11 protein-coding genes are annotated in these 18,623 nt (G+C 64.3%); 7 read left to right on the top strand and 4 right to left on the bottom strand.

The window, feature by feature from the left end:
• Nucleotides 1-137 precede the first annotated feature (137 nt).
• The 4 genes from EJ072_RS23200 to EJ072_RS23185 all read left to right on the top strand — a co-directional run bounded on the left by EJ072_RS23200 (nucleotide 138) and on the right by EJ072_RS23185 (nucleotide 5,084).
• Nucleotides 138-2,192: a bifunctional UDP-sugar hydrolase/5'-nucleotidase gene (locus EJ072_RS23200; protein WP_126081470.1), complete on the top strand. Its 2,055-nt coding sequence runs from the start codon at nucleotides 138-140 to the stop codon at nucleotides 2,190-2,192.
• A gap of 143 nt (nucleotides 2,193-2,335) precedes the next feature.
• Nucleotides 2,336-3,400: a ferrochelatase gene (hemH, locus tag EJ072_RS23195; protein WP_126081469.1), complete on the top strand. Its 1,065-nt coding sequence runs from the start codon at nucleotides 2,336-2,338 to the stop codon at nucleotides 3,398-3,400.
• A 242-nt stretch (nucleotides 3,401-3,642) separates the two neighbouring features.
• Entirely contained in the window at nucleotides 3,643-4,593 is a 951-nt protein-coding gene (locus tag EJ072_RS23190; RefSeq protein WP_126081468.1) for an SPFH domain-containing protein, read from the top strand.
• Nucleotides 4,594-4,619: 26 nt separating this feature from the next.
• Nucleotides 4,620-5,084 (top strand): NfeD family protein, encoded by a 465-nt coding sequence (locus EJ072_RS23185; protein ID WP_126081467.1) that lies wholly within the window; start codon nucleotides 4,620-4,622, stop codon nucleotides 5,082-5,084.
• Between the two features lie 49 nt (nucleotides 5,085-5,133).
• Here EJ072_RS23185 and EJ072_RS23180 read toward each other — a convergent pair whose 3' ends face one another.
• Nucleotides 5,134-6,135: a KpsF/GutQ family sugar-phosphate isomerase gene (locus EJ072_RS23180; protein ID WP_126081466.1), complete on the bottom strand. Its 1,002-nt coding sequence runs from the start codon at nucleotides 6,133-6,135 to the stop codon at nucleotides 5,134-5,136.
• Between the two features lie 160 nt (nucleotides 6,136-6,295).
• Between EJ072_RS23180 and EJ072_RS23175 the strand changes: the two genes are divergently transcribed.
• A complete protein-coding gene (locus tag EJ072_RS23175) occupies nucleotides 6,296-8,086 on the top strand; it encodes an outer membrane beta-barrel protein (RefSeq protein WP_126081465.1) in 1,791 nt (596 codons plus the stop codon).
• Nucleotides 8,087-8,138: 52 nt separating this feature from the next.
• On the opposite strand, the gene galU is transcribed toward EJ072_RS23175, so the two are convergent.
• Complete coding sequence (gene galU / locus EJ072_RS23170; RefSeq protein WP_126081464.1) at nucleotides 8,139-9,044, bottom strand: UTP--glucose-1-phosphate uridylyltransferase GalU; 906 nt, start codon at nucleotides 9,042-9,044, stop codon at nucleotides 8,139-8,141.
• A gap of 222 nt (nucleotides 9,045-9,266) precedes the next feature.
• Here galU and EJ072_RS23165 point away from each other — a divergent pair, with 222 nt between their 5' ends.
• Both EJ072_RS23165 and EJ072_RS23160 read left to right on the top strand, forming a co-directional pair.
• On the top strand, nucleotides 9,267-10,487 hold the full coding sequence (locus EJ072_RS23165; protein ID WP_126081463.1) for a lytic murein transglycosylase: 1,221 nt from the start codon (nucleotides 9,267-9,269) through the stop codon (nucleotides 10,485-10,487).
• A gap of 222 nt (nucleotides 10,488-10,709) precedes the next feature.
• On the top strand, nucleotides 10,710-11,918 hold the full coding sequence (locus EJ072_RS23160; RefSeq protein WP_126081462.1) for a DUF459 domain-containing protein: 1,209 nt from the start codon (nucleotides 10,710-10,712) through the stop codon (nucleotides 11,916-11,918).
• A gap of 154 nt (nucleotides 11,919-12,072) precedes the next feature.
• Here EJ072_RS23160 and EJ072_RS23155 read toward each other — a convergent pair whose 3' ends face one another.
• Both EJ072_RS23155 and gltB read right to left on the bottom strand, forming a co-directional pair.
• Entirely contained in the window at nucleotides 12,073-13,527 is a 1,455-nt protein-coding gene (locus EJ072_RS23155; RefSeq protein ID WP_126081461.1) for a glutamate synthase subunit beta, read from the bottom strand.
• A gap of 191 nt (nucleotides 13,528-13,718) precedes the next feature.
• Nucleotides 13,719-18,455 carry a glutamate synthase large subunit gene (gene gltB, locus EJ072_RS23150; RefSeq protein ID WP_126081460.1) on the bottom strand — a complete coding sequence of 1,579 codons (4,737 nt, stop codon included), beginning with the start codon at nucleotides 18,453-18,455 and terminating at the stop codon, nucleotides 13,719-13,721.
• Nucleotides 18,456-18,623: the final 168 nt, after the last annotated feature.

Here is an 18,623-nt window from a genome sequence, read left to right as displayed (position 1 = left end):
TGTGCCGGCAAACATCTCCCCGATTTGTGCTTGCATCGGCCGGGACCCGATGTGAACATGACCCGAGGCTGACTGTTATTTTCCAGTCAAGCGAAGGCGTTAAGCACTGTCGAAGTCAGCTTATCCGGGAGACGAAGATGAAGAAGATTGCCGCCATCCTAGCCCTTTCCGCTTCGACGCTTGGCCTGTCGGCCGGCGTGTCCTTTGCCGACTACACGCTGAACATCCTGCATTTCAACGACTGGCACAGCCGCATCGAAGGCAACAACAAATACGAGTCGACCTGTTCCGCCGAAGAGGAGACCAAGGGCGAATGCATCGGCGGCGCCGGCCGGCTGATCACCGCGATCGCTGGGGAGCGCAAGAAGCTCGAAGGGCAGAACGTGCTGCTGCTCAATGCCGGCGACAGCTTCCAGGGCTCGCTCTTCTACACCACTTACAAGGGTGCAGTAGAGGAGGAGTTCCTCAACCAGATCAAGCCCGACGCGGTGACGCTCGGCAACCACGAATTCGACGACGGCGAGACAGCACTGGTGCCTTACCTCGACAAGGCTAAGTTTCCGATCGTCAGCGCGAATGTCATGCCCAACGACAAGTCCGGCGCGTCGGGCAAGATCAAGTCCTCGATCGTCGTCGAGGTCGGCGGCCAGAAGATCGGCATCATCGGCGCCGTCACCAACGACACGCCGGAACTCGCCTCGCCCGGCCCGAACATCGCCATCGCCGATGACGTCAAATCGATCACGGCCGACGTCGAGAAGCTCAAGGCGCAAGGCATCAACAAGATCATCGCGGTCACCCACATCGGCTACAGGCGAGAACGCGACGTGATCGCCAAGATCCCGGGGATCGACGTGGTGGTCGGCGGCCACAGCCACACGCTCCTGTCCAACACCGACCCGAAGGCCGAAGGCCCCTACCCGACCATGGTCGATAACCCGGACGGTTCCAAGGTGCCGGTGGTGCAGGCGGCGTCCTATTCGAAATATCTCGGCGAGTTCAAGGTCGTGTTCGACGACAACGGCGTGGTCAAGGAAGCCAGCGGCGCCCCGATCTATCTCGACAAGTCGATCACGCCCGATCCCACTGTCCTTGCCCGCATCAAGGAGCTCGGCGCGCCGATCGAGGCGCTGAAGAACAAGGAAGTGGCCGAGACCACCAAGGCGATCGATGGCAGCCGCGAGAATTGCCGCGCGCGCGAATGCGAGATGGGCAATCTCGTCTCCGACGCCATTCTCGACCGCACCAAGGGTCAGGGCGTCGAGATCGTCATCTCGAACGGCGGCGGCCTGCGCGCCTCGATCGACCAGGGCACGGTGACGATGGGCGAGGTGCTGACCGTGCTGCCGTTCCAGAACACGCTGGCGACCTTCAAGATTTCGGGCAAGGACCTGGTCGCGGGCCTCGAAAGCGGCCTCAGCCAGGTCGAGGACGGCGCCGGCCGCTTCCCGCAGGTCGCAGGGCTGAAATATTCCTTCGACAAGTCGGTCGCGCCCAATGCCGGCCGCGTCAAATCGGTCGAAGTGATGGAGAACGGCGCCTGGGCGCCGATCAATCCCGACAAGCAATATCTGGTCGCCACCAACAACTATGTCCGCCAGGGCGGCGACGGCTACAAGGTCTTCGCCGAGGGGGCCAAGGACGCCTATGACTACGGCCCCGGCCTGGAGCAGGTCGTGGCCGACTATCTCGGCGCGCATCGGCCCTACACGCCCAAGCTCGACGGCCGCATCACCGAGATCGCGGCGCCGACGGCGGCGGCTGAGCCGGCCAAGCCCGCGGAACCGCCTGCTGAAACCGCTCCGGCGAACGCCGAGCCTGCCATGCCGGCTATGCCTTCCGGCTCCAGCGACATTGCCGGCACACCTCCGGCCGTTCCGGCTGAAACCGCTCCGGCGGCTCCCGCCGAGACCGCGAAGCCGGCTGAGACGGCGCCGGCGGCGGAACCGGCAAAGCCTGCCGAGGCCGTCCCGGCATCGCCTGCTCCCGCCGCCGAGCCGGCCAAGCCCGCTGAAACCAAGCCGGCGGACACCAGCCATACCATCGCCGCCGGCGATACCTATTGGGACCTGGCCAGGAAAGCCTATGGCGACGCCACCAAGTGGAAGCTCATCTCCGAGGCCAACAAGGACTTCAAGCCGCGTCGCCTGCCGCTTGGCGCGACGCTGACCATTCCGCCGGCGGCGAAGTAAGCGGCAGCCCGGAATTCGTGGCACCCGCCCGGAAACGGGCGGGTGTTCCTTTTCCGGTGCCAAACACGGTAAGGTGCGGCCAGACGCAGCATTGAAAACCGGCAGGGCATCGCTAGTTTCCGCGGCGCTACCGGAGACCGTTGATGACGCTTGCCAGCCCCACCGATGTCAAGACCGCGAAGACCGCTGGTCCGCTGCCTGCCGGCCACCCGGCGGTGAAGCAGGGCAAGGTCGGCGTCATGCTGATCAATCTCGGCACACCCGACGGAATCGAATTCGCGCCGATGTGGCGGTATCTCAGGGAATTCCTCTCCGACCCGCGCGTCATCGAGCTCAACAAGGCGATCTGGTACCCGATCCTTTACGGCCTGGTTTTGACGACCCGGCCGAAAAAGTCCGGCGCCAACTATGCCCGAATCTGGAACCGGGAGAAGAACGAGTCGCCGCTGCGCACTTTCACCCGTTCCCAGGCAGAGAAGCTCGCCAGTGCCCTCGCCGATCAGTCGAACGTCGTGGTCGACTGGGCGATGCGCTACGGCAATCCTTCGACCGCAAGCATCGCGCAAAAACTGGTCGAGCAGGGCTGCGACCGTATCCTGTCCTTCCCGGTATATCCGCAATATTCGGCAACGACGACGGCGACCGCCAACGACCAGTTGTTCCGCGCGCTGATGAAGATCAGAAACGCGCCGGCGATCCGCAGCGTGCCGCCCTATTACGATGAACCGGTCTACATCGAGGCTCTCGCTCACTCGATCGAGCGGCATCTTGAGACGTTGGACTTCAAGCCCGAGGTCGTTATCGCGTCCTATCACGGCATCCCGAAGCCGTATTTCGAGAAGGGCGACCCCTACCATTGCCACTGTCTCAAGACGACGCGGCTGCTGCGGGAAAGGCTCGGCTGGGACGAGAAGAAGCTCATCACCACCTTCCAATCGCGTTTCGGCGCGCAGGAATGGCTGCAGCCCTACACCGATGTCACGGTCGAGAAACTGGCCAAGGACGGCGTGAAATCCATCGCCGTCGTCAATCCGGGCTTCTCCGTCGACTGCATCGAGACCCTGGACGAGATCGGCCGCGAGGCGGCCGAAACCTTCCATCACGCCGGCGGCAAGAACTTCGCCCATATCCCCTGCCTCAATGATAGCGCCGAGGGCATGGCGGTCATCGAGGCGCTGGTCCGGCGCGAGCTTTCCGGCTGGGTGTGACCGGCTTCACCGACAGACTCGAAACGGTGCGCAAAACCCGCCGCTAACCGATATCCGAGCATGATGCCGAAAAGTGTGAGCGGTTTTCGGATCACATCATGCTCTTTCTATTGACCCAGAGCCGGATGATTTCAGGTCGATCCGGCCTGAAATCATCCGGCTCTGGCGATCACCTGATTGTAACGTTGCGGAAACACACTTAAGTGATTCCGTGAGGTCGCCGCCTTTGAGGGAGAAGCGAAATGGGCTTTAGCGGTTTCGATATTGCCATCATTGTTCTTGTTTTCCTGGTCATCATTCTGCTTTTCAAGGGCATCAGGACGGTGCCGCAAGGCTACAACTACACGGTGGAGCGCTTCGGCCGTTACACCAAGACGCTGACACCCGGCCTCAACATCATCAACCCGATCTTCGAGCGCGTCGGCGCCAAGATGAACATGATGGAGCAGGTGCTCGACGTCCCGACGCAGGAGATCATCACCCGCGACAATGCCATCGTCGGGGTCGACGGCGTCGCCTTCTACCAGGTGCTGAACGCCGCCCAGGCGGCCTATCAGGTCGCAGGTCTCCAGAACGCCATCCTCAACCTCACCATGACCAACATCCGTACCGTCATGGGCTCGATGGACCTCGACGAATTGCTTTCCAATCGCGACGCGATCAACGAGCGCCTCCTGCGCGTCGTGGACGAGGCGGCGCATCCGTGGGGCATCAAGATCACCCGCGTCGAGATCAAGGACATCAACCCGCCAGCCAATCTCGTGGAATCGATGGGCCGCCAGATGATGGCCGAGCGCGACAAGCGCGCCCAGATCCTGGCCGCCGAAGGCCTCAAGCAATCGCAGATCCTTGAAGCCGAGGGCCGCAGGGAAGCCGCTTTTCGCGACGCCGAGGCGCGCGAGCGCTCGGCTGAGGCCGAAGCGAAGGCGACGCAGGTCGTGTCGGAAGCCATCGCCAAGGGCGATGTGCAGGCGATCAACTACTTCGTCGCGCAGAAATACACCGAGGCCTTGGCCAAGATCGGTTCGTCGAGCAACAACAAGATCGTGCTGATGCCGTTCGAGGCCTCGTCGCTGATCGGTTCGCTCGGCGGCATCGGCGAGATCGCCCGCGAAGTCTTCAAGGGCGATACCCCATCGGGCACGCCGCGCCAGGGTTCGCGCCCGCCGATCGTGCGGCAGACCGACGGCTGATCATCTAACTCTGTGGGAGACCGTCAATGATCGACCGCATCGTTTCGGAACTCGGCCCGTGGAACTGGATGGTTCTCGGCATCGTGCTCCTGGTGATGGAAGTCGTGGCGCCAGGCGTGTTCATGCTGTGGATCGGCATCGCGGCGCTGATCGTCGGCGCGGTGTCGCTGGCGATCTGGGACGCGGCGTTCTGGACCTGGCAGGTCCAGGTCCTGGCCTTCCTCGTGCTGGCCGTGATCTCCGCCTATGTCGGTCGGCAGATCGCCGTCAGCCGGCAAGGCAGCGTCGACCAGCCGCTGCTCAACCGCCGCGGCGCGCAGATGGTCGGCCGCACGGCAACGTTGGCCGAGCCGATCAAGAACGGCCGCGGCCGCATCCGGCTCGGCGACACGCTGTGGCGCGTCTCCGGTCCCGACCTGCCGGTCGGCGCGCAGGTGCGCGTGACCGGGGCGGCGGATACCGATCTGGAGCTGACTGTCGAGGCAATCTGAGCCGAGACAGATCAAAATATCGGGCCGATTCGGCCTGAAATCTCACGCGTTAAGCTGCGCCGATGCGCAGCAGGTCGTGGAAGTGAACCACGCCCACCGGCATTTTGTTTTTGATCACGACCAGCGCGCCGATATTGTGCTCGTTGAGCATGGCGATCGCCGTGCCCGCTAGCGTCTGCGGATCGATCGTCTTGGGGGTGCGGGTCATCACCTCATCGACGGTGACGTCGGCGAGATTGCGATGCAGATTGCGTGCGACGTCGCCGTCGGTGACGATCCCGACCAGTTTGCCGCTGGCATCGACGATGCAGACACAGCCAACTTTCTTTTGCGAGAGCGTCATCACCGCTTCCGGCATCTTGGTGCCGAGCAAAGCAAGCGGCACCTGATCGCCGGTCCGCATGATCTCCGAAACCAGGGTCAGATTGGCGCCAAGCTGCCCGCCGGGGTGCAAGGTTCGGAAGTGATCGGATGTGAAGCCACGCGCCTCGAGCAGCGCGATCGCCAGCGCATCGCCCATGACGAGTTGCAGAAGCGTCGACGTCGTCGGCGCCAGCCCGTGCGGACAGGCCTCCGGCACGATCGGCAGCAGCAAGACCACGTCCGCCGCTCGCGCCAGTGCAGAGTTCTCGCCCGAGGTGATGGCGATCAGGGGAATGGAAAAGCGCCTGGAATAGGCGACGATGCCCATCAGTTCCTTGGTTTCGCCCGACCACGACATGGCGATGATGGCGTCGTCACGGGCGATCATGCCGAGATCGCCGTGATTGGCCTCCGCCGGATGGACGAAAAAGGCCGGCGTGCCGGTCGAGGCCAGCGTCGCGGCGATCTTGGAGCCGATATGGCCGCTCTTGCCGACGCCGGTGACGATGACGCGGCCCGCGATCCGCGAAATCAGGTCGATGGCCGCCGCGAAGGGCTCGGCCAGCCCATCTGCGAGTGCGGCGGCCAGGGCCGCCATGCCGGCCTGCTCCGTCGCCACCGTTCTCAGCGCCGATTCGATCGCAGCCTGCCTGTCCGGCTGCTTTCTTTCTGGGGACCCCGCATGCATGGCAGAAGCCATTAGCGCCATGTCGCCCGCCTGTCCAACGGAATTGCCGTTTGCCCTCGTTTGCGGGCAACCCAGGCAGTCAGTCTCAACCCTCCGTTAACCATCCGCATTTACGGTTCGGTAAGTATGGCGCAACCGCGCCGCGCAAGCAGTGGTGACGATGTCCGGGGGCCAGCCTGAAACGAAAATCGGTCGAAGGGGCATTGCCGTTGCAGCACTGCTGACGGCAAGCGCGCTTGCCTTGCTGCGCCCGGCGCCTGCATTTTCGCAGGAAACCGAACTGCGCGGCGAGGTTTCCGAATCGGCCATACTTGCCGACCAGCAGCGCAAGGCCAGGCAGTTGCGGGCGCAAGGATCGCAGGATCAGAACGCTCCCGCCGCCGTCCAGGACACGGCGCCGACAACCTATCAGCCGGCAAGCCCAGGCGCGGTTCCGGATGACGACCAGACGGCTGGTGCGTCGGACAGCATCTTCGACCAGCCGCCGGCAGCCAACGACCCGCTGGCCGACACGGCGCCGGCAAAGCCGCGCCGGCCTTCGACGGCAAGGCAGCGCACGCAGGACGCCAAGGCCGACACGAAGGCCAGCACCAAGACTGCCGATAAGAAAAAGACCAAGAAGAAGGCGGGCGAGGCAACCGACAACACGACCACCGCCGCAACCGCCGCCACCGGTGATCAGGCCGATGCTGCAGCGACTGCCGGCGACGGCGGCAACCGCCGCGCCGTCACCATCGACAGCGTCGACAAGCAGAAGCTCGACCCGGGCCAGGAGCGTACCGGATCGATCGATGGACAGAAGGCCAAGCCGGAGGAAGATCCCTTCGCCGCTCCCGGCGTAAGGATCGGCACCTTTGTCTTCCGTCCGACGCTGGAGCAAGGCTTCACCGCCACGTCGAACGCCGATTCCAGCAGCACTGGCAAATCGGCCGTCCTGTCGGAGACAGCGCTGCGTTTCACCGCGACCTCCGACTGGCGCGAGAATTCGGCTCTGATCACCGGTTACGGCCAGTTCCGCAACACCGTCTCGGGCCAAAAGATCAACGATGCGCAGGGCCGCATCGAGGGCCAGCTCAATGTCGATCTCGACAACGAGCTGCGCGCCATCGCCAAGCTCGGCTACGAGGCAGCGCCGGAATCGGCCTCCTCGCCAGATGCGATCGCCGGTGTCACCCAGCAGCCGCTGCGCCAGACTGTGGACGGCAGCCTCGGCATCGAAAAAAGTGTCGGCAAGATGCGTTATGCGCTGACCGGCTCGGTCTCCCATGATTTTTACGGCGACGCCGAGCTCTCGGATGGAACCAGCATTTCGCAGAAGGATCGCGACAACACGCTCTACACGGCCACCTTGCGCACCGGCTATCAGATTTCACCGGCGCTGACGCCCTTCACGGAAGTCGAGGCCGGGCGGCGCATCTATGACCTGCGCGTCGACACCGACGGCTTCGAGCGGTCCTCGACCAGGCTTGGCGCGCGTGCCGGCCTCGAGCTCGACATGGGCGAGAAACTTTCAGGCGAATTCGCCGTCGGCTGGCTGCGCGAGGCGATCGACGACAGCCGCCTGCCGGCGGTGGCAGGGCCGAGCATCAACGCCGACCTCAAATGGTCCCCCGAGCGCGGCACCACCATCGGCCTCACCGGCAAGACCAACGTCGAGACGACAACGACGGCCGGCGAGAGCGGCGATATCCTCTACTCCGGTCGTTTGACCGGCGAGCGTCAGATCCGCGCCAACCTGACGGCGAACTCGGCGCTTGGCCTCGATTGGCGCGATTACACCGGCTCCGACGGCCACGACCTGATCCTGAGCGCCGAAGCCGGACTGACCTGGTGGCTCAACCGCTATGCCGGCCTCACCACGAGGATGCGGACGGAGAAGCTGACCAGCAACCTGCCTGGACGCGACTATACGGCCAACAGCGTCTATCTTGGTCTGAAGGTCCAGCGCTGAAGAGTAGCGGCAATGGCCCAAGCCTATGCCGAGATTCAGGGGTTCCGAGAGGCTAGAACGCGGCGCCGCGGCGCTCCACCGGCCGCACCTCGTCCAGCAGCGTGCGGATGACGCCGGCCATGCTTGCGTTCATGTCGCTGCGCCACAGCGCGAAGGCGACATTGGCCTCGACGAACCCTTCCGGCGAGCCGCAGTCGAAAGTGCGGCCCTTATAGTGGTAGCCGTAGAAGGGCTGCTTCTTCTCTAGCTTCAGCATCGCGTCGGTCAGCTGGATCTCGTTGCCGGCGCCGCGTTCCTGGCTTTCCAGGATGCCGAAGATTTCCGGCTGCAGGATGTAGCGGCCGTTGATGTAAAGATTGGAGGGGGCGGTGCCCTGTTTCGGCTTTTCCACCATGCCGGTGATGCGGAAACCGTGATGCGTGTCCTCGCCGCGCCCGACAATGCCGTATTTGTGCGCTTCCGCTGGGTCGCATTCCTGCACGGCGACGATGTTGTTGCCGGTCTCGGCATAGAGCTCGACCATACTTTTCATGCAGCTCTTTTCCGACTGCATGATCATGTCCGGCAGAAGCAGCGCGAAGGGCTCGTCACCGACCAGCTCGCGGGCGCACCAGACGGCGTGGCCGAGGCCCATCGGCACCTGCTGGCGCGTGAAGCTCGTCTGTCCCGGCGCCGGCTGCAGCCGCTGCAGGCGGGCGAGCTGGTCGTCCTTGCCGCGCTGGGCGAGCGTGTCGTAGAGCTCGAACTGGACGTCGAAATGGTCCTCGATGACCGCCTTGTTGCGCCCGGTCACGAAGATGAAATGCTCGATGCCGGCCTCGCGCGCCTCGTCGACCACATATTGGATGACCGGCCGGTCGACGACGGTCAGCATTTCCTTCGGGATGGCCTTGGTGGCCGGAAGGAACCGCGTGCCGAGGCCGGCGACCGGGAAAACTGCCTTGCGAACGCGCTTCATGCTGACACCCCTGCTTTTCGGCCAATTATCCGCTCGGCGGCACGCTCCGCAATCCCCCCAAACATTTTCACGCCGGAATGTTGGGCTATCGGACGTCCAGGTTGAATGTGAGAGCTAGAAGCCGCGACACCTCTTTTCGTTCCCGGCGGCGCCTATGGTAAACTAAATACTAACCCGGTTCGGCGTTGAATGATCCTTCCTGATTTGACGAAGGAGGAAATGATGTCCGTTCGCAACACCGCGAGGCGCCTGACGGCACTGGCGACCGCAGCCGGCCTGACCTTGGCCCTGCTGATGCCCGCCGGACCCGCTTTCGCCGATGCCGGGTTCCGCCAGTGGGTCGCGGGCTTCCGCGCCACCGCGGTGGCGGGCGGCGTTTCGGGCGCTGTCTACGATCAGTCCATGAGAGGCATCGAGCCCGACCCGGTCGTGCTGGAAAAAGCCCGCACCCAGCCCGAATTCACCGCGCCCGCCTGGGACTATTTCGACAACCGCGTGCACGACCAGGCGGTCGCCAACGGCCAGGCGATGGCACGCAAATGGAAGCCATGGCTCGACCGCATCGAGGCGCGGTTCGGCGTCGACCGCAACATCCTTCTGGCCATCTGGTCGATGGAATCGAATTATGGCGAGACGCTCAAGCGCGACGACATCATGCGCAACGTCATCCGTTCGCTGGCCACCCTTGCCTATGGCGATCCCAAGCGCTCGAAATATGCCAGCACCCAGCTGATCGCGGCGCTGAAAATCCTGCAGAGCGGCGACATCGACGAGAGCCATCTGATGGGCTCCTGGGCCGGCGCGATGGGCCAGACCCAGTTCATCCCGACCAGCTATCAGCGCTATGCGGTCGACATGGACGGCAACGGCAGGCGCGATATCTGGAATTCGATCCCCGACGCGCTGGCGACTTCCGCCAATCTGCTCAAGAAGAACGGCTGGCAAGCCGGCAAGACCTGGGGCTATGAGGTCACCATACCGGCCAGCAAGCTGCCCGGCGGCGCAAAGACGATCGCGCAGTGGCAGGCGCTCGGCGTCGTCAGGGCCAGCGGCAAGCCGTTCAAGAACCTGACCGACAAGGCGACGCTGAAAGTGCCGGACGGCCGGGGCGGCCCCGCCTTCCTGATGATCCGGAATTTCTCGGTGATCAAGGCCTACAACAATGCCGACAAATACGCTTTGGCCGTCGGGCTTCTGGCCGATGAGATCGCCGGCGGCACCGGCCTGGTGCAGGACTGGCAGCGGCCCTTCACCAAGCTCAGCTTCGAGGAGCGGCAGGAGCTGCAGAAGCGGCTTTCCGAGCACGGCTATTACGACGGCAAGTTCGACGGCAAGATCGGCGACGGCTCGAAGGCCGCCATCATGGCCTACCAGGCAAAGGTTGGCCTGACCCAGGATGGCTATCCGAGCCTGGAAGTGCTCAAATGGCTCCGCAAGCGGTAGCAGAGCCGCTCTAATGCATGTCGCCCAAAAGTGCGCAGCGGTTTTGGGGGAACGACATGCATCAAAACAAAGACTTAAAGCGCGTCGACTGAATCCATTTCAGCGCGACGCACTTTAGGGCGCCAGGCATCCTTTCAAAGACGGCAAGGATGCGGTAGCGCTTCGGCTTGCGCATGACTTTCCCGCGTTTGCCTGGTCATGCGCCAAGGGATGGAGAGGTGTTTGGTTTCGGTCGCGCGTATCAGGCAGGGTATTCGCCGGGCGCCGATCCTGATTCTCGCCCTTGCCGTGCTTGTCGTCACCGCCGCCGGCGTGTTCCACGCCCCTGCGTTCGCGCAGGAGGAAAGCCGCGGCTGGTCGCTGCGCGACCTTCTGTTTCCCCGCCGCAGCGAACGCATCGAGCCGCCCGTCGAAGTCCAGCCAAGGCCGAAACCCAAGAAGAAATCCAAGCCACGCCCGCCGGCGGAGCCCGAAACGCCGATCGTCGAGAAGACCAACGATGCTCGCGTCGTCCTGGTGGTCGGCGATTTTCTGGCGAGCGGGCTTGCGGAGGGGCTGGACACGGCCTTTGCCGACAATCCCGCCGTCAGGATCGTCGCCCGCTCCAACGGTTCCTCCGGCTTCGTTCGCGACGACGTCTACAATTGGCCGGCCCAGATAAAATCGCTGATCGAGACCGAGAAACCGGCGGTCGTGATCGTCATGCTGGGCTCCAACGACCGGCAGCAGATGAAGGTCGGCGAAGTGCGCGAGCAGCCGCGCTCGGAGAACTGGACCAAGGAATATGAGCGCCGCACCGATGCGCTGGGCAAGGCTCTTCAGGAGACCAAGGTGCCATTCCTGTGGGTCGGCATGCCGGCTTTCGGTGTGTCGAAGATGAATTCCGACATGCTCGCCTTCAACGACATCTATCACTCGGTCGCCCAAAGCAATGGCGGCGAGTTCGTCGATGTCTGGGACGGCTTCGTCGATGAGAACGGCGCTTTCGTCACCTCCGGCCCCGACATCAACGGCCAGCCGGTGCGCCTGCGCTCCGACGACGGCATCAACGTCACCAAGGCCGGCAAGCGCAAGCTCGCCTTCTACACGGAAAAGCCGCTGGCCAAGATCCTCGGACTGGCGGCGCCGGGAAGCATCACCACCGTGTCGGCGCCGGCCGGCGCTCCGGTCGAGGCGCCGAAGCCGGCCGCCGCGCCCATCATCGTCGACCGCACCGCGCCGATGCTGCTCGGCGATCCCGCGCTCGACGGCGGCACTGAACTGCTGGGTGCCGCGCAGCCTGCCAGGGCCGATCCGAACCTGCCCGGCGAAAAGCTGATCCTGGAAGGCAAGGCGCCGGCCGCCTCACCCGGCCGCGCCGACGATTTTTCCTGGCCGCCGAAGCCGACCGCCGCCGCTCAGCCCGATACGGCGGCGGGCGTCAATCAGTAGCTCATCGGCTCGGAGACCGTTTTAGAAATTCGCTCCTGCGAGTCAGATGGTGGTGTTTTCGAGAACCGGACCGGAGCGTACGTTGACGTACGTGAGCACCGGAAGCGCAGAAAACGCCGGCAGTTGACCGTAGGAGTAGAATTTTAAAACGGTCTCAGCGCGGAAGAACCGTCGATCCCATCAACGCTTCGTCGATCGAGCGCGCCGCCTGGCGGCCCTCGCGGATCGCCCAGACCACCAGCGACTGGCCGCGGCGCACGTCGCCCGCGGCATAGAGCTTGTCGACGCTCGTCCTGTAATCGCTGTCGTTCGCCTCGACATTCTTTGAGCGGCGGCTGTCGGTAACGACCTTGATCTTGCCGTCCAGCTCCTTCATCAGGCTGTCGCCCGCCGGGCCGGCAAAGCCGATGGCGATGAAGGCGAGGTCGGCGCGGATGACGAATTCGCTGCCGGCGATCGGCTTGCGCTTCTCGTCCACCTCACAGCAGCGCACGCCGGTCAACTGGCCGTCCTCGCCGATGAATTCGAGCGTCGCCACCTGGAATTCGCGCTCGGCGCCCTCGGCCTGCGAGGAGGACGTGCGCATCTTGGTCGCCCAATAGGGCCATACTGAGAGCTTGTCTTCCTTCTCCGGCGGCTGCGGACGGATGTCGAGCTGCGTCACGCGCACCGCGCCCTGGCGGAAGGCGGTGCCGATGCAGTCGGACGCGGTGTCGCCGCCACCGACCACGACCACATGCTGGCCGCCGGCGATGATCGGGTGTGAGGGCCAGGCAACCGACTGGATCGGCTCGCCGCCGACGCGGCGGTTCTGCTGCACCAGATAAGGCATGGCGTCGTAGACGCCGCTGAGATCGGCCCCTGGAATGCCGGCCGGACGCGGCGTTTCCGAGCCGCCGCAATAGAGCACGGCGTCATATTCCTCGAGCAGATCGGCCACCTTCGTGTCGACGCCGACATTGACGCCGCAATGGAAGGTCACGCCCTCGCCCTGCATCTGCTCGATGCGCCGGTCGATATAGTGCTTCTCGATCTTGAAGTCGGGGATGCCGTAGCGCATGAGGCCGCCGGGGCGGCTTTCGCGCTCATAGACATGCACGTCGTGCCCGGCGCGGCCGAGCTGCTGGGCGGCCGCCATGCCGGACGGGCCGGAGCCGATCACGGCGACACGCTTGCCGGTCTTCTTCTCGGGCGGATAGGGCCGGATATGGCCGGTCTCATAGGCCTTGTCGGCGATCGCCTGCTCGACCGTCTTGATGGCGACCGGAATGTCTTCGAGGTTCAGCGTGCAGGCTTCCTCGCAGGGCGCCGGGCAGATGCGGCCGGTGAATTCCGGGAAATTGTTGGTCGAATGCAGGTTGCGGATCGCGCTATCCCAGTCGCCATTGTAGACGAGATCGTTCCAGTCCGGGATCTGGTTGTGGATTGGGCAGCCGGTCGGCCCATGGCAGAACGGAATGCCGCAATCCATGCAGCGCGCGGCCTGTTTCTCGACCTCCTTGTCCGACATCGGCAGCGTGAATTCGCGGAAATGCCGGATGCGGTCGGAGGCCGGCTGGTACTTGTGCACCTGCCGGTCGATCTCGAGGAAGCCTGTTACCTTGCCCATAGTCCAGTCCCTGCTGTCCGAAGGCACGCTTTTGTCGCGCACCCGTTAACCCCATAAGGCCGCCATGGCAACCGCACCTTGCTGGAGCATGACCTTCGCCGAGTTCCCACTTTGCGGGGTCATGCTCTCGGGGTCAGGATTGTTGGTGAGGATGCCGGCCGGAAAGTCATCTTTCCGGCCATGCCCGATGCCTATTCCGCCGCCACGCTCATGCGCATGCGTTCCATCTCGATCAGGGCGCGGCGATACTCCACCGGCATGATCTTGCGGAATTTCGGCCGGAAGTTCTGCCAGTCGTCCAGGATCTCGCGGCCGCGCACCGAGCCGGTGTAATGCACGTGGTTCGAGATCAGCTGGTAGAGCCGTTCCTCGTCATGGCTGGTCATGTCGCCCGACACGTCGACGCGGCCCTTGTGGTCGAGGTCGCCGCCGTGATGGAGCAGCTTCTCCATCAAATCGTCCTCTTCCGGGACCGGCTCCAGCTCGACCATCGCCATGTTGCAGCGTTCGGCGAAATCGCCCTTCTCGTCCAGCACATAGGCGACGCCGCCCGACATGCCGGCCGCGAAGTTGCGCCCGGTCTTGCCGAGCACGACGACGATGCCGCCAGTCATGTATTCGCAGCCATGGTCGCCGACGCCCTCGACGACAGCCGCCACGCCCGAATTGCGCACGGCGAAGCGCTCGCCGGCCACGCCGGCGAAGTAAGCCTCGCCCTCGGTGGCGCCATAGAGCACCGTGTTGCCGACGATGATCGATTCCGCTGCGACGATCTTGGCTTCTTCCGGCGGGCGGATGACGATGCGGCCGCCCGACAGGCCCTTGCCGACATAGTCGTTGCCGGCGCCGACCAGCTCGAACGACACGCCGCGCGCGAGAAACGCGCCGAAGGACTGGCCGGCCGTGCCGGTGAGCTTCACCTGGATCGTGTCTTCCCGAAGGCCCTTGTGCTTGAAGCGTTTGGCGACCTCGCCCGACAGCATGGCGCCAGCGGAGCGGTCGACGTTGCGGATCGGCAGCTCGATGGTGACGGGCTGTCTGGCTTCGAGCGCCGGCTTAGCCAGCTCGATCAGCTTGCGGTCGAGCACGTCGTCGATCGGATGCTTCTGCCGCTCGGTCCAGTGCAGCGCCTCATGCGGCGCGTCGGGCTTGAAGAACATCTTCGAGAAGTCGAGCCCGCGCGCCTTCCAGTGCTGGATCACGTCGCGTTTTTCCAGGAGGTCGCTGTCGCCGATGATCTGGTCGAGATGGGTGAAGCCCATTTCGGCGAGCAGTGCACGCACCTCTTCCGCCACATAGAAGAAGAAGTTGATGACATGCTCGGGCGTGCCCTTGAAGCGCTTGCGCAGCACCGGATCCTGCGTCGCCACGCCGACCGGGCAGGTGTTGAGGTGGCACTTGCGCATCATGATGCAGCCCGCCGCGATCAGCGGCGCGGTCGAGAAGCCGAACTCGTCGGCGCCGAGCAGCGCGCCGATGATGACGTCGCGCCCGGTGCGCAACCCGCCATCGACCTGCAGCGCGACTCTGCTGCGCAAGCCGTTGAGCACCAGCGTCTGATGCGTCTCGGCAAGGCCCATTTCCCACGGGCTGCCGGCATGCTTGAGCGAGGTCAGCGGCGAAGCGCCGGTGCCGCCATCATAGCCGGAGATGGTGATGTGGTCGGCGCGCGCCTTGGCGACGCCCGCCGCGACCGTGCCGACGCCGACTTCCGACACCAGCTTGACCGAGACGTCGGCTGCCGGATTGACGTTCTTCAGGTCGTAGATCAGCTGCGCCAGATCCTCGATCGAATAGATGTCGTGATGCGGCGGCGGCGAGATAAGGCCGACGCCCGGCGTCGAGTGCCTGACCTTGGCGATGGTGGCGTCGACCTTGTGACCAGGCAGCTGGCCGCCCTCGCCGGGCTTGGCGCCTTGCGCCACCTTGATCTGCATGACGTCGGAATTGACCAGATACTCCGCCGTGACGCCGAACCGTCCCGAAGCGACCTGCTTGATCGCCGAACGTTCCGGGTTCTTGCCGCCGCCGGGCAGCGGCAGATAGCGGTCGGCCTCTTCGCCACCTTCGCCGGTGTTCGACTTGCCGCCGATCTGGTTCATGGCGCGCGCCAGCGTGGTGTGCGCCTCGCGTGAGATCGATCCGAACGACATCGCCCCGGTCGAGAAGCGCTTCACGATCTCGGCCGCCGGCATGACATCCTCGATCGCGACCTTCTTGCGGCCGGTTTCTTCGGCCAGCTTGATCTTGAACAGGCCGCGGATGGTTTGCGCCCGCGCGGTCGCGCTGTCGATCTGCGCCGAATACTCCTTGAACGTGTCCCAGGACCCCTGCCGCACGGCATGCTGCAAGGTAGCGACTGCATCCGGCGACCACATATGCGCCTCGCCGCGCATGCGGAACATGTATTCGCCGCCGACCTCCAGGCTGTTGCGCAGCACCGGATCGCTGCCGAAGGCGTCCGCATGGCGGCTGAGCGTCTCGGCGGCGACCTCGTCCAGTCCGACGCCTTCGATCAGCGTCGCGGTGCCGGTGAAATACTTCTCGACGAAATCGGACTTCAACCCGATCGCGTCGAAGATCTGCGCGCCGCAATAGGACTGGTAGGTCGAGATGCCCATCTTGGACATCACCTTGAGGATGCCCTTGCCGATCGACTTGATGTAGCGCGAGACCACCTCGTATTTGTCGACCTCGGCCGGCAGCTCGCCGCGCTTGTGCATGTCGAGCAGCGTGTCGAAGGCAAGATAAGGGTTGATCGCCTCGGCGCCATAGCCGGCGAGGCAGCAGAAATGATGCACCTCGCGCGGCTCGCCGGACTCGACGACGAGGCCGACCGACGTGCGCAACCCCTTGCGGATCAGGTGGTGGTGCACCGCCGCCGTGGCCAAAAGGGCTGGAATGGCGATGCGGTCGGGGCCGACCTGACGGTCCGACAGGATGATGATGTTGTAGCCGCCGGCGACCGCCGCCTCCGCGCGCTCGCAGAGCCGGTCGATGGCGCCCTGCATGCCCGCGGCGCCCTCGTTCGAGCCGTAGGTGATGTCGATCGTCTTGGTGTCGAAACGGTCCTCGGTGTGGCCGATGGAGCGGATCTTTTCGAGATCGCCGTTGGTCAGGATCGGCTGGCGCACCTCGAGCCGCTTGCGGCGCGATGTGCCGACCAGGTCGAAGATGTTCGGCCGCGGCCCGATGAAGGACACCAGGCTCATCACCAGCTCCTCACGGATCGGGTCGATCGGCGGGTTGGTGACCTGGGCGAAGTTCTGCTTGAAATAGGTGTAGAGCAGCTTCGACCTGTCCGACATGGCCGAGATCGGCGTGTCGGTGCCCATCGAGCCCACAGCTTCCTGGCCGGTGGTAGCCATCGGCGCCATCAGAAGCTTGGTGTCTTCCTGCGTGTAGCCGAAGGACTGCTGGCGATCGAGCAGGCTGACATCCTTGCGCAGCGCGCGCGGCTCGACCGGCTTGAGGTCTTCCAGGATCAACTGCGTGTTGACGAGCCAGGTCTTGTAGGGATGCCTGGTCGCGATCTCCGACTTGATCTCCTCGTCGGAGATGATGCGGCCCTTGGCGAGGTCGATCAGCAGCATGCGGCCGGGCTGCAGCCGCCACTTCTGCACGATCTTTTCCTCCGGCACCGGCAGCGCGCCGGCTTCCGACGCCATGATGACGCGGTCGTCGTCGGTGACGATGTAGCGCGCCGGGCGCAGGCCGTTGCGGTCGAGCGTGGCGCCGATCTGGCGACCGTCGGTGAACACCACCGCCGCCGGACCATCCCACGGCTCCATCAGCGCCGCATGATACTCGTAGAAAGCCTTGCGGTCGGCATCCATGAGCTTGTTGCCGGCCCAGGCTTCCGGTATCAGCATCATCATGGCGTGGGTGAGCGAATAGCCGCCCTGGAACAGGAACTCCAGCGCGTTGTCGAAGCACGCCGTGTCCGACTGGCCCTCATAGGAGATGGGCCACAGCTTCGAGATGTTGTTGCCGAACAGCTCGGAATCGACCGAGGCCTGGCGCGCCGCCATCCAGTTGTTGTTGCCGCGCACGGTGTTGATCTCGCCGTTATGCGCGACCATGCGATAGGGATGCGCCAGCTTCCACGACGGGAAGGTGTTGGTCGAGAAGCGCTGGTGAACGAGGATCAGCGCCGTTTCGAAGCGCGGATCCTTGAGGTCCTTATAATAGGCGCCGACCTGGTAGGCCAGGAACATGCCCTTGTAGATGATGGTGCGCGCCGACAGCGACACGCAATAGGCGCCGATGTCCTTGTTGTCGTTCTCAGCATAGATGCGGCCCGAGATCACCTTGCGCAGCAAATAGAGCCGCGCCTCGTATTCCTCGTCATCCGGGATGTCGGCCGTACGGCCGATGAACACCTGCCGGTGGAAAGGCTCCGAGGCCTCGATATCGGGCGCCTTCGACAGCGACGAATTGTCGACCGGCACGTCGCGGAAGCCGATGAGCGGCAGCCCCTCCGACTGCGCCGATTCGGCGATGATCTCTTCGATATGGGCGCGAAGCGCCGCGTCCTGCGGCATGAACCAATGGCCGACGCCGTATTGACCTGCAGGCGGCAGTTCGACGCCCTTGGCCGCCATTTCCTCGCGGAAGAAAGCGTCCGGGATCTGCACCAGCACGCCGGCGCCGTCGCCGACCAGCGGGTCAGCGCCGACGGCGCCGCGATGGGTGAGGTTTTCCAGCATCGCCAGACCGTCCTCGACGATCCGGTGCGACTTCACGCCCTTCATATTGGCGATGAAGCCGACGCCGCAGGCGTCATGCTCGTTGCGCGGATCGTAGAGGCCCTGGGCGGCCGGGCCGCCGGAAGTTCGGAGGGCTTGGGTCCGGACGGTGTTTTTAACGGCTGCCGCTTTCGTCTGCGCGGCCTGGCCGTAGATCGCAGATGGCGTCAGTTCCGTCATCGTCCTATCCTCCGTTCTCCACCTTGGCCCCGACTGTCTCAGGGCGCTGGCTTGCCTTGGGAAGCACAAGGCTTCCCCTTGATCCTTGCTGCACGTCTTGCGAAATCCATCGAACCATACGGCTATACGCCCGGTTCGCATCCGGTATCGTACAGGCCAGAGCCGGGC

It is taken from the genome of Mesorhizobium sp. M2A.F.Ca.ET.046.03.2.1, from assembly GCF_003952425.1.
Classification (GTDB): Bacteria; Pseudomonadota; Alphaproteobacteria; order Rhizobiales; family Rhizobiaceae; genus Mesorhizobium.
Note: the sequence above shows the minus strand (reverse complement) of the source record. Positions and strands in the feature narration are given on the sequence as shown.

Bases quoted from the DNA above. Each gene is read 5' to 3' on its own strand.
- EJ072_RS23190 (WP_126081468.1), top strand. From the start codon at position 3,643: ATGGGCTTTAGCGGTTTCGATATTGCCATCATTGTTCTTGTTTTCCTG.
- EJ072_RS23185 (WP_126081467.1), top strand. From the start codon at position 4,620: ATGATCGACCGCATCGTTTCGGAACTCGGCCCGTGGAACTGGATGGTT.
- EJ072_RS23175 (WP_126081465.1), top strand. From the start codon at position 6,296: ATGTCCGGGGGCCAGCCTGAAACGAAAATCGGTCGAAGGGGCATTGCC.
- galU (WP_126081464.1), bottom strand. From the start codon at position 9,044: ATGAAGCGCGTTCGCAAGGCAGTTTTCCCGGTCGCCGGCCTCGGCACG.
- EJ072_RS23165 (WP_126081463.1), top strand. From the start codon at position 9,267: ATGTCCGTTCGCAACACCGCGAGGCGCCTGACGGCACTGGCGACCGCA.
- hemH (WP_126081469.1), top strand. From the start codon at position 2,336: ATGACGCTTGCCAGCCCCACCGATGTCAAGACCGCGAAGACCGCTGGT.
- EJ072_RS23200 (WP_126081470.1), top strand. From the start codon at position 138: ATGAAGAAGATTGCCGCCATCCTAGCCCTTTCCGCTTCGACGCTTGGC.
- EJ072_RS23180 (WP_126081466.1), bottom strand. From the start codon at position 6,135: ATGCATGCGGGGTCCCCAGAAAGAAAGCAGCCGGACAGGCAGGCTGCG.
- gltB (WP_126081460.1), bottom strand. From the start codon at position 18,455: ATGACGGAACTGACGCCATCTGCGATCTACGGCCAGGCCGCGCAGACG.
- EJ072_RS23155 (WP_126081461.1), bottom strand. From the start codon at position 13,527: ATGGGCAAGGTAACAGGCTTCCTCGAGATCGACCGGCAGGTGCACAAG.